Below are 11,351 nucleotides of genomic sequence, written 5' to 3'. Positions count from 1 at the left end.
GTCTGCAATGACGCTGACTACGCCAGTTTACCTCCGAGCCAAATCGTTCCACGACTGGCTGATCAAGGCGAATATATCGCCAGTGAATCCACGATCTATCGCGTGCTGTGAAAGCGAATGACCAACTTCACCATCGAGGTAAAGCCAAGCCGCCAGCCAGCGACAGAGCCGACGTCTCATCAGGCCAGTCAGCCGAGTGAAATCTGGACGTGGGATATCAGCTATAGTGTGCCCGGAGTTCAGGGCTAGCATGGATGCTTAAATTGAACCACGAGTCTATCTGAAATCCACAGACTACGATACTTGGAGTTAAGTGCCTGTGGCTACGCTGGGTTGTGACAGCGTATGAGTCTGAGCGACAGTGACTTACCGATTGTAGTGGCCAAATTCACTATGCCACTACACTTCGAATGTACGTGGCCTGTATTGGTATCTTTATATGATCATCGATATTTACAGTCGGAAAATCGTCGGCTGGGAAGTTCATGACCGTGAATGCGGTACGCTTGCGTCTCAACTCATTGAACGCGCGACGCTCAGTGAAGGTTGCTTGGTAAAGCCACGTTATCTACACGCTGACAATGGCGGACCGATGAAATCACTGACCTTACGCGCCAAGTTGGATGAGATGAGTATCCGTACTTCCTTCAACCGCCCTGGTGTCAGTAACGATAATGCCTACTCAGAATCATTGTTCCGCACAGCCAAGTACCGCCCTAACTACCCGGCACATGGCTTTGAGAGACTGGGCGCTGCGCGTGAATGGATGTTGAACTTCGTCAACTGGTACAACAATGAACATCGCCATAGCGCGATTAAATTCGTCACGCCAGCGCAAAGACACCGCAACCAGGATACTCAGGTGTTAGCGAAACGGCATGCCGTCTATCAGCAGGCAAAAGCCAAGCATCCTGAGCGTTGGGCTAAAGAAACGCGTGACTGGACGTGTTAGGGTAGTGTTCAAAAGTCTGTGTCACTCCTATAGTTAACCCTCAACAGGGAGTGATACATCAATGTCCGACAAATACGAAATTGATATTCAAGCTTTTGCTAAGGCACTGCAATCTGGACAGGGCCTCAACGGGAAAGATGGACTGCTAACGCCGTTGATTAAACAGATCACCGAAGCTGCTTTGGCTGCTGAGATGGATGAGCACCTGACCAAAGAGGGTCAGCCTAACCGCAAAAACGGTGTCTCTCAGCAAACCATCAAAACCGCTTCAGGCTCGTTCGAACTAGACACGCCCCGTGATCGCAACGGCTCTTTCGAGCCGCAGACCGTTAAGAAGTATCAGACTCGGCTAACCGATGAGATGGAGCGTAATATCATCTCATTATTTGCTCTTGGGAATAGCTACAAAAGCATTCGTGAGTACCTTCTTGAGATGTATGGGACTGAAGTGTCCAATGGCACGATAAACGCCATTACAGACCGTTTGGTGCCTGAGCTACGCGCCTGGCAAGAACGCGAATTGGAGGCGGTTTACCCCTTCGTCTGGTTAGATGCTATCCATTACAAAATCAAAGAAAATGGCCGCTTCGTCTCTAAAGCCCTGTACACAATCTTAGGGCTGAATATCGAGGGCAAAAAGGAACTACTTGGCCTTTATCTCTCAGAAAGTGAAGGTGCCCGTTACTGGTTAAATGTACTGACAGACCTACAAAACCGTGGCGTCAAAGACATCCTTATTGCCTCGGTCGATGGATTAAAGGGCTTCCCTGAAGCCATTGAAACTGTCTATCCCAAGACGGAGGTTCAGCTCTGCATCATCCATCAGATCCGCAACAGCATGAAGTACGTGGCTAGCAAGAATCAGAAAGCCTTTATGTCCGATCTGAAGTGCGTTTACCGAGCGACGACCCAAAACGCCGCAGAGCAAGCGTTAGATGAACTGGAAAGTAAATGGGGTACTCAATATCCACTGGTCATAAAGTCGTGGCGCAGCAAATGGGAAAACCTATCGGTGTACTTCAAGTACCCAGAACAGGTCCGCAAAGCGATTTACACGACCAATGCCGTTGAGGCTGTTCATCTCCAATTCCGCAAACTGACGAAGACCAAGGGTGGCTTTTCCAACGAGAACGCATTGCTCAAGTTGCTGTATGCAGGTATGTTGAAGGCGTCAGAGAAGTGGACGCATCCGGTACAGAATTGGAACCTGACATTGTCCCAACTGAGCATCCACTTCGAAGGACGGCTCGACGACTACGTAGATCTTTAAACGTTGGGTGACACAGAACTATGAACACCCTCCCTGTTAGTGCTGTCACGCTAAATCCAGGAAAACCAGAAGACAATCAACGAGGCGGTCAAAAAAGTGCCGCTTAATTAGAAAATCTCGTCAACTACCTTGAAATCTACCGATGTTGGCCACCTTATTACACAAACCTACATCATGCAATCATTTTGATTTGTCCTATAGAGCTTTCACATGTGAAAGTTTTGGCTCCTTTCCAGATGGAAAAATGGGTGCATTAAGCCCGCCGGAAGGGACGGGCCTGAACGGTTTTTTTAGGTTTTTGGGGGCTGTAGGCTATCTAAATGCGCCTCCAAGCGATCCAACTGCTTCAGGTTTGCTCTGACGAGACGGCGCATGTGAGTGAGGTTTGCATTCATAATACGCACCATCTCAAACCCGGCTTCGGTCTCTTCAATGATGGGCCTTTCCCAGTCGTGAGCGCGGTTAAATGCTGGTTTTGAGTACCGGTGTTTCAGGGCTCGACGGATATGTTCACTGAAAACCGCATGTCCCTTACCGTTTTTCACTCGTACAAATTTGTTGTAGTACCAGTGCATTTCTAAACTACCACGCAGCATTCTTACCCGGCAGCCGTGATGACCAGGGTAGCCTCTCGTTTCCTTGGTTCGATGAGCCTCATTGTGTGCCCAAAAATGGTCCGACAGTCGCTGAGCGAGATAGCGTAGACGCGCTCGCTCCATGTCCAGGCTTTTGAATAGCGATTGTAGGTACTGTCGACAGTGATCAAGCGCCATTCGCCGCCCCTGGTAATGATCAAATTCCTTGGCACGCGCCATCTCGTGCCACTGCTCGGTAATCTCCTCGATAGTATTGGGTTTGTTCATTAGCATTCTCCTGTTGGTTGATGTTCAAGAAAAATGCTACTGGTAGTAGAGACAAACCCACGGGTCCCTAATTTGCCAATTTGGGCAAAAGTAGCCGTTTACCCCAAATTATCTGGAATTTTTATCGACCTGGCGGCGTGCTTTAAACTTCCGGTTGAGAAATGCTTCCAGCTTGTCAGCATTCAGATATGTGATACCGCAGATCGCCAGGATAACGGCAACAAAGCCGAGGAAAGCAATGAGTGTGACGGACATATCGATCATGTGAGTTCTCCTGTTTTCGTTTTTTGAGTGCAAATTTCAGCCTATGCTGCATCTGACTCCCTTTGTTCCTTTGCGACAGAGGCAATCAGATGGCGAGAACAACCCAGGATGTCCTGGATTTCACTATAGCTATGACCGGAGCGCAGTAAACTGGCGATGTGTTGCCGCCTTTTCAGATCAGGTTGACGCCCCTGATACTTACCCTCGCAGCGAGCCTTGTTGATCCCTTGGTTCTGGCGTCGACGCCTATCCTCGTAATCTTTGCGGGCTACCGCTGCCAGCATGTCGAGCATCATGCTGTTGACAGCCTGCAAGATAGAGTCGGTAAAGCCGGTGTCGTCTTTTTTGTCCAATGCCAGCCAACTCGTTGGTAACTCGGGCGAGACAATCGCCAATCGCTTGGCTGCCAACTTCTGTTTGAGCGTATCCCAGTCCTGCTTTTTCAGACGGGCAAGCCGGTCTATCTGTTCTACCAGCACAATGTCACCTTCACCAGATTCGGCGATCAGTCGCATCAGTTCGGGGCGATGCAGCGCGGCACCGGAGACGTTCTCGGTATAAAAGGCAGCAATGCGCTGATCGTGTTGCTCGGCAAACTGGATTAGCGATGCTTTGGCCCTCGCGGCATTTTGTTCCTGGGTCGATGCTCTCAAATAGGCGCGTATAAACATTAAGGCCTCCTTGGTCTGTTATAGGTGGTTCCGCCTGGCCGGTCTGTTTTAAATGGTTCCTTATCATGTTGAACGGCTTGCATTGTTGGTTCTCCTGATGTGTACCCATCAGGAACCACCTCAAGAGTCGAAAAACTCCCCGAACGGATCATCTTCTCGGAGGATCGGATTGACTCTGAAGTCATCGAACGGATCGCCTGCGTCTTTTTGACTCCCGGTGCCGGAGGTTGTCGTGCTGCTTGGACCATTTTCTTCCCTACCACCATCTCGACTAAACGACGCCATCTTTTTCTCGAATTCAGGAAACGTCATTTGCCCATCGGGCCCCTTGGTGAAAACCGTCTTGTAAGCATCGACTGCGGCCATTGCGAAGCGAATGAGCAGTAGGACCACCCAGAGCACGAACAATAGATACCATGCGTAAAGCGCTGCATCGGTACCCCTTAAGACGAGCTCCACAACTCCGATCCCGGCGAGCCCCACTGCTACTATTCTTGTCACCCTCATCATGGTTTCAGCCCCCGATAGCTCTTTACTTCGAGGCTACCAGAACCTGAGAAAATGCAAGTTTTGCCAAGCATTAGGCCGCTCTGACCTGCTCGAACAACCATGGCATTTTCACTTTGTCGTAGAAATCATTTGTCATCACCATCAGATCCTCTAAGCCTAGGTTTGGAACCAGCAGCGCACTACCTTGATATCGAACTCGCGGATAGTTGGATGGCTGGAATACTCCATGAGGGAGGTCGTCCTCATCGCCCAGCCACTGTCTGAGCCGCAGATCGATACACCAACCCTGTTCGAGCTCGATCCAGCAATGGGGAGCAGTGGCCATTCGGCTCAGTCGGTCCTCTGCGTATCCGATACGACATTGATGGAAGATGCCTTGCTCACTCAGGGCGTTGCTGACCACAAAGGTCAGGCAGTCGCTAGCGATTTTGGCGTCTTCAAGCGGCAACAGCGCGAACTCAAGTTCATCATGCCAGTCACTCATGGTTGGGCTCCTTGAACATCAGCTGTTGGCCCTGTTCATACAACACCGGATAGGTGAGCGGCTCTCCGTCCTGAAATACGGTGTTTGGTGGAAAGTACATCACTATCCAGGGAGGCATGTCGGCGCTGACAGCACTATAGAACTCACCTACTGGAAAGGTGCGTTCGTCACCGGACTGCCGAAATATCAGCCGAGAATATTCCTCGGGATGGTTGGCAGCGATATTATAACTGGCAGCTTCTCTCCCAGTGACATAGCTTGGAGTCTTCCAGTAAGTCGGCTGCTGGATGTTGTAGGCGATGATGCAGTTACTCTTACCACAGCCATATCGCTCCGATGTTACCGACCACAACATGAGTGGGTGCTCGTCAATCTCCGGCGTCTTTACGTCTGTGAGTTTCGTTGCCGTAATTGACATCGACTCGGCGGCATGGGTGATAGCCTCATCTACGACCGTAACATAGTGCTCATAGGCGTCATCCTGATTCGCCGCCAGTGACCCCGGCATCCAGCCAATAAGACTGGGTCGCGCCGAAGGGTTGTCCGGGGTCGCCATAATGTCAGTCGCGTTAAACATAAAAGTCTGGGTTCCAGACAAATGTCGAAGTGGGGCATCAAATGAAGTCGCCAAGCTGGCGACATCTAACAATGTTGTAAACAAGCCTTTGCGGTAAGAGCGAGTGCCGTCTGGTGAGTCCCGCAGATCCTGATCGTAAACGCCACCGGCACGTGCCAGGTTCAGTGCGCGGGATGATTCGTCGTCATACTTCCGAGGCGTAGCAGCGCAACCCGCGAGCGCGGCTGTAGTTACAGCAAAAAAAAGGGTCTTCAACTGGGTCATTTTGAACTCCTGCGTTTACTAAAATACTCGCACAAAGTTTCAAATATGCAAGAGACAAAATAAAAAATAATCAATTAAATCAATACTTTGTACTTTAAGTACAAACTTCGTTGAATTAGAAGAGATGCGCTAGGAGCGCCGCTCTTGCTAGACTTGCTGGCAGGTTTTCTTCGGTTGAGACGAGGTGGTAGGCAGCCGGAAAAGGATCAGGAATTCCCAGTTTCCCACTTATCCCAGTTTATAATCATGGGTAGTAACCGATTGGGCCAATCAGAGATAAACTTTCTATTTTTGGGTAGTAGAATGGGTAGTTGTGAGTGATTAACGAACAAAGTAAATATAAGACGTTATTTTTAAATGCTTTTTATACTTATTGTTTGAGCAGATCCAAAAGATGAAACTCGGCCTGCTGATCTTGTAATTATGGACTGGTTTTGGCCGATTAATACCAATGTCTATCGTTTCCCAAAAGGTATGAAAAGTCGAGGACTGGACGCGGGACCAATGTGGCTGATCATCGTCAGCACGTTTATTACATTGCCAACACCTTGACCATGGATAGCGTATGGATACACTTTTCACCGGACCACCAAGACTGTCAGCGACTGCAACTCCAAAAAGAAAAATCGACGAAGTCCGTCTGCCCGGTTCAATCGGGTGATGTGAGTCGCTACCTCACACTATGCGAGAACCCGTTTCAATAGTGACTTTGTGACTGTCTCGCTATTAAGCATTTTACTGTAAGGGACCCCCATGACTGAACTAAACCAACGTCTCAAGGCAATTCGCATTGTGCCGGTGATTGCGATTAATAATGCGGACGATGCCGTCCCACTTGCCAAAACCTTGGTCGACAATGGCTTACCGTGCGCCGAAATCACCTTTCGTACCGACGCGGCTGCCAGTGCTATCCGCCAAATGCGCGATGCCTATCCCGAGCTACTGATTGGGGCCGGAACGGTGCTGACGCCTGCACAAGTCGATGCTGCGATTGACGCTGGGGCGGATTTTATTGTTAGCCCTGGGCTTAATCCCACTACAGTAAAACATTGCCAACAACGTGGGATTGCCATCGTCCCTGGGATCAACAACCCGAGTTTGGTCGAGCAAGCCATGGAACTTGGGCTTGATACGTTGAAGTTTTTCCCCGCGGAAGCGTCGGGAGGCATTGCGATGTTAAAAGCGCTATCTGCGGTGTACCCGGTCAGCTTTATGCCAACCGGCGGCGTGAGTGAAGAAAACGTGAGCGATTATCTCGCGTTGCCCTCTGTACTGGCATGTGGCGGTACTTGGATGGTGCCCGCCAAGTTGATTGATGAACAAAGGTGGGATGAGATCGCAGCACTGATTGAGGCGCTGTGATAGCTCTCGCATCCGTTAAGAAAAGATCGACCCCACTTATTGAAGATAATGAGGCCGCTCGCACGCATACCGCCTGTGCTTGCAACCTCGGCACATAGCCGATACCTTTTCCCGCCTGTTCATAAACAGACACTTGGTTAAAAGTAGGGGAAAGACGGTATGTTGGCACAAGCACTTGAGCACGTTTTTGGGTTTTCATCATTTCGTGCAGGACAAGAGTCGGTGATTTCTCAGATAATGCAAGGGGAGTCGGCCTGTGCGATTTTTCCTACCGGTGCGGGTAAGTCATTGTGCTATCAACTGCCCGCCACACAACTGCCCCACTTAACCCTAGTGATTTCACCTTTGCTAGCATTAATGCATGATCAAATCGCATTTATGCGCCGTAAAGGCATTGCCGCCGCTACCATTGATTCCACGCAGACTCCCGAGCAAACTAAACAAGTGATGGAGCAGATCCGTCGCGGCGACATCAAAGTCCTGATGATTTCGGTCGAACGGTTAAACAACGAACGCTTTCGCCAATTTATTGCCCCCATCCCGATCTCTCTATTGGTCGTAGATGAAGCACACTGTATCTCTGAGTGGGGCCACAATTTTCGCCCCGATTATCTCAAACTCCCCGCCTACCGAGAGCAGTTGAGTATTCCACAGGTGTTGCTTCTCACCGCAACTGCGACGCCGGCAGTGGTTGAAGACATGCAGCGAAAGTTTGCCATCCCGACAAATAACACCACGTTAACCGGCTTTTATCGTCCTAACCTACACCTGAATGTGGTCGCCGTGGAAGAGGCGCAAAAACAGCAAGCGCTGGTTGAGCAGTTAAAGCACGACCCCGATTTGCCGACCGTCATTTATGTCACCCAGCAGCAGACCGCGGAGAATATCGCCGAGTGGCTACAAACCCAGCATATCCCCGCGACCGCTTACCATGCCGGCATGAATCACGAGACACGTGTATCAATACAAGAGGCATTTATGTCGGGTCGTGCGCCGTGTATTGTTGCGACCATCGCCTTTGGGATGGGCGTCGATAAGGCGGATATTCGCCGTGTCATCCATTTTGATTTGCCGAAGTCGATTGAAAACTACAGCCAAGAAATTGGCCGCGCGGGACGAGACGGAGAAAACGCTACGTGCACTGTGCTCGCCAACCAGTCTAGCCTGAATGTGCTGGAAAACTTTATCTATGGCGATACACCCGACAAGGCGGCGATTCAAGGCGTACTGGAAGAAATAAAACAAGCGGGTCAACAATGGGAAGTTATGCTGCACAGCCTGTCACGGACGTATAATATTCGCCTTTTACCGCTTAAAACCTTGCTGGTTTATTTAGAAATGGCCGGCGTGCTCACCAGCCAATACAGTTACTTTGCCGATGTAAAGTTCCAATGTGTTGCGTCGCCAGACACCATTACGGCTAAATTTCAGGGTGAGCGGCGCGAATTTGTAGCCCAGCTATTTGCATGCGCGGTCAAAGCCAAAACCTGGTACAAGATGGACTTCCAACAACTGTGGCAACGTTTTGGGGCAGAAAGAAAGCGCGCGTTAAAAGCACTGGAATATTTTCATGAACAAGGTTGGCTGTCACTTGCCACCCAACAAGCCACGCAAGTCTTTTCGGTCAGCTCCCATGAGATTGATGTTCAAGCGCAGGCCGAACAATTACATCACCTTTTTGTTAAAAAGGAAGAGAGCGAACTGGCCCGCATCAACCAATTACTGGCTTTATTGGCCTCTTCAACCTGTATTAGTCAGCGCCTTGCCGACTACTTTGGTGATCGCGACGCGCCAACAACCTGTGGTCACTGTTCGGTATGCCAAGGACATATTGCTCATTTACCTCCCCGTCCTGAGTTACCCGCGATCGACGTGCAAAAATTATCATCATGGTGTCAGCACTTTGCCGCCGCTTGCGATGAAACGCCAAGCCACGCGGCGACCACGCGCTTTTTACTCGGTCTATCTTCGCCGCTCCATACCAAAATCAAAGCGAAGACAATACCCGGTTTTGGCGCCCTCGCGTCGTATCCGTTTCAAACAGTCAACGCTCATGTCCTCGCTGAGCACGAAGCCAAACAGTAACGGATAACAATGTGGTGCGTCGGCAGCTTGGCAACGCCCGGTGCGCCACCCCATGCCTCTAAACTACCGAATTTTTTTGCATCATCGTCAACATACTATCCTCTCAGTTTCGGGGAAGGTGACATTTATCCCCAGCCGCTGAGGTTTTAATCATATACTGATAATAAGTAAGTTTGAGCGTGGCTTACTACCCAAATGGTATGCCTAACAGTGAACTTGTTGATGCCGATAAAGCTATGTATCAAGCTAAAAAGCAAGGTAAGAACTGCGCCGTTCTCAACGTGTTCGATTGATCTTTAATCGCGACTGCATAACCACTGCGCTAAACGCTGTACATGCTTTGACGAGAGAAAAATAATGGTGAATGCGATCGGCCAAGCGACGATAAAAGCCTCAACCCAACGCCAAATAAACCCATCACTTAACCCAGTATTCACAGCCGTAATTACCGCTGTCATCAATGTCACCATTAACACTGACATTAAAAAAGGCGCAACAATAGGAAAAAATCGTTTAGGCAGCATAGCGACCTTTACATAAGAAGAAACTAATATTCAGACTTTAGCGATACAAAAGAAAAATAGCAAGTAATGTTAGTGGTCTCTTAGTACATTATTGAGGGAGAGTTTAAGGGAGGGTTGTCAGTCACTCTCCATAAAATTCAGTAGTGACGACTCACCATATGAAGCCGTGATCGCGTTTTTTACTTGCGCTTAGAGGCCTAAAAGCGCCCATTGGACGCTTTTAACAGGTTATAACGGGTTCTTCATTAGCCTATCAAGTTATAAAGCAATGCCGAAATCGCCAACATGCCAGTCACAAAGATAAAGTACGTCCCCGCTTTACCGCGATACTGTGCCAGTGCTTTGACTTTATAGGCCGCAACCGTTGGCATAATAAATAGGATCATCGCAATCACAGGCCCAGATAATGCGCCCATCATATCGAGGATGCTGGGGTTAATCACCGCACACCACCAAATAGCAAAGAACATCACTATCACGCCAAGTTTATCAGCCTTTTTATARGTCAATGTGCTGTGTTTGGTCACCAGGCCATTGAGGCTCTCACGCGCGCCCAAGAAGTGGCCCAAAAACGAAGAGGTGATCGCAATGAAAGCAACTAATGGCCCCAAAGTGCCAATAAATGGATTTTGGGTGACATTAGCAAGGTATGAGAGCACTGACACATTTTGCGCTTTCGCTTCCGCCATTTGTGCTGGAGTGAGCGTCAGCACGCACGAGAACACAAACAGCAGCACAAAGGCAACTAACATCACGCCCGCGCGTTTAAGAATTTGCTCTGACTTGCCTTGTGCGTCATCACCATAGTGACGGCGTTGAATATTAGCAAAACTCGAAATTGCCGCGGCGTGGCTGAACGAAAAGATCACCACAGGCACCGCTAGCCAAAGATTCATTCCCAGTTCTCCCATCGTGGGCATCGCAAGGTTCGGTGCTTGCCATGATGGTATTAGATAGAAAGACAAAAACGCCAAGATAGCCACCAGCGGATAAACCATCGCCGCGAAGGCGCGCAGCATTAGGCGCTCACCACCCATCATGATCGCAATCATACCTGCGACTAACACACCAGACAGCATGACGCGGTTTGGCGACGCCCATCCGAGTTGATTAACCAAAAAGCTATCAACGGTATTGGTCAACCCAACGCCATATATCAACAAAATCGGGAAAATAGAAAGGAAATACAGCACGGAGATCAAACGGCCTGCCTGGCTGCCGAAGTGCTCGGCAACGACATCGGTGAAATCGGCATCTTTGTGGCGCGACGACAGCACAAAACGTGCTAGGCCTCGATGAGCCATAAACGTCATCGGAAACGCCAGTACGGCCATAATTAGGAGTGGCCAAAAGCCCCCCATCCCAAGATTAATCGGAAGGAACAGGATCCCGGCTCCCACTGCGGTACCGAACAAACTCAGTGCCCAATGGGTATCATGTTGGGTCCAACGGTGGGATACTCTTTTTGAGGAGATATCTATAGTCTGGTTCACGTCAAACTCTCTTAGTTATAATATTTTGTGTG

Annotated in this window: 13 protein-coding genes; 5 read left to right on the top strand and 8 right to left on the bottom strand. The window is 49.5% G+C overall.

Features of this window, described 5'->3' with window-relative positions:
* The first annotated feature begins 421 nt into the window (after positions 1-421).
* Both BZG14_RS13195 and BZG14_RS13190 read left to right on the top strand, forming a co-directional pair.
* Complete coding sequence (locus tag BZG14_RS13195; RefSeq protein ID WP_443509051.1) at positions 422-952, top strand: transposase; 531 nt, start codon at positions 422-424, stop codon at positions 950-952.
* Positions 953-1,013: 61 nt separating this feature from the next.
* Positions 1,014-2,222 (top strand): IS256 family transposase, encoded by a 1,209-nt coding sequence (locus tag BZG14_RS13190; RefSeq protein WP_077608944.1) that lies wholly within the window; start codon positions 1,014-1,016, stop codon positions 2,220-2,222.
* A gap of 290 nt (positions 2,223-2,512) precedes the next feature.
* On the opposite strand, the gene mobI is transcribed toward BZG14_RS13190, so the two are convergent.
* From mobI to BZG14_RS13165, 6 genes are all read right to left on the bottom strand, one after another.
* Positions 2,513-3,085 carry a conjugative transfer protein MobI(A/C) gene (gene mobI / locus BZG14_RS13185; protein ID WP_077608943.1) on the bottom strand — a complete coding sequence of 191 codons (573 nt, stop codon included), beginning with the start codon at positions 3,083-3,085 and terminating at the stop codon, positions 2,513-2,515.
* Positions 3,086-3,193: 108 nt separating this feature from the next.
* Entirely contained in the window at positions 3,194-3,349 is a 156-nt protein-coding gene (locus BZG14_RS15725) for a hypothetical protein (RefSeq protein ID WP_008929699.1), read from the bottom strand.
* Between the two features lie 41 nt (positions 3,350-3,390).
* Complete coding sequence (locus BZG14_RS13180; protein ID WP_077608942.1) at positions 3,391-4,020, bottom strand: recombinase family protein; 630 nt, start codon at positions 4,018-4,020, stop codon at positions 3,391-3,393.
* 120 nt (positions 4,021-4,140) lie between these two features.
* Positions 4,141-4,386, bottom strand: coding sequence for a hypothetical protein (locus BZG14_RS15720; protein ID WP_198532065.1), 246 nt, complete (start codon positions 4,384-4,386; stop codon positions 4,141-4,143).
* A 214-nt stretch (positions 4,387-4,600) separates the two neighbouring features.
* On the bottom strand, positions 4,601-5,014 hold the full coding sequence (locus BZG14_RS13170) for a hypothetical protein (protein ID WP_077608940.1): 414 nt from the start codon (positions 5,012-5,014) through the stop codon (positions 4,601-4,603).
* Positions 5,007-5,855 carry a hypothetical protein gene (locus tag BZG14_RS13165; RefSeq protein WP_077608939.1) on the bottom strand — a complete coding sequence of 283 codons (849 nt, stop codon included), beginning with the start codon at positions 5,853-5,855 and terminating at the stop codon, positions 5,007-5,009. The genes BZG14_RS13170 and BZG14_RS13165 overlap by 8 nt, the downstream gene beginning before the upstream one ends.
* 506 nt (positions 5,856-6,361) lie before the next feature.
* Between BZG14_RS13165 and BZG14_RS15715 the strand changes: the two genes are divergently transcribed.
* From BZG14_RS15715 to BZG14_RS13155, 3 genes are all read left to right on the top strand, one after another.
* Positions 6,362-6,559, top strand: coding sequence for a hypothetical protein (locus BZG14_RS15715; RefSeq protein WP_198532064.1), 198 nt, complete (start codon positions 6,362-6,364; stop codon positions 6,557-6,559).
* Between the two features lie 49 nt (positions 6,560-6,608).
* Positions 6,609-7,217 carry a bifunctional 4-hydroxy-2-oxoglutarate aldolase/2-dehydro-3-deoxy-phosphogluconate aldolase gene (locus tag BZG14_RS13160; RefSeq protein ID WP_077608938.1) on the top strand — a complete coding sequence of 203 codons (609 nt, stop codon included), beginning with the start codon at positions 6,609-6,611 and terminating at the stop codon, positions 7,215-7,217.
* A gap of 159 nt (positions 7,218-7,376) precedes the next feature.
* The gene (locus BZG14_RS13155; protein ID WP_077608937.1) at positions 7,377-9,302 is read left to right on the top strand and encodes a RecQ family ATP-dependent DNA helicase; all 1,926 of its coding nucleotides are present in this window, start codon (positions 7,377-7,379) and stop codon (positions 9,300-9,302) included.
* Positions 9,303-9,598: 296 nt separating this feature from the next.
* On the opposite strand, the gene BZG14_RS13150 is transcribed toward BZG14_RS13155, so the two are convergent.
* Entirely contained in the window at positions 9,599-9,784 is a 186-nt protein-coding gene (locus BZG14_RS13150; RefSeq protein WP_269601163.1) for a DUF2798 domain-containing protein, read from the bottom strand.
* A 287-nt stretch (positions 9,785-10,071) separates the two neighbouring features.
* Entirely contained in the window at positions 10,072-11,319 is a 1,248-nt protein-coding gene (locus tag BZG14_RS13145) for an aromatic amino acid transport family protein (RefSeq protein WP_077608936.1), read from the bottom strand.
* Positions 11,320-11,351: the final 32 nt, after the last annotated feature.

Origin of the sequence: Salinivibrio sp. IB282, from assembly GCF_001995685.1 — a bacterium.
GTDB lineage: Bacteria > Pseudomonadota > Gammaproteobacteria > Enterobacterales > Vibrionaceae > Salinivibrio > Salinivibrio kushneri.
This window is presented reverse-complemented; position numbering and strand designations above follow the sequence as displayed.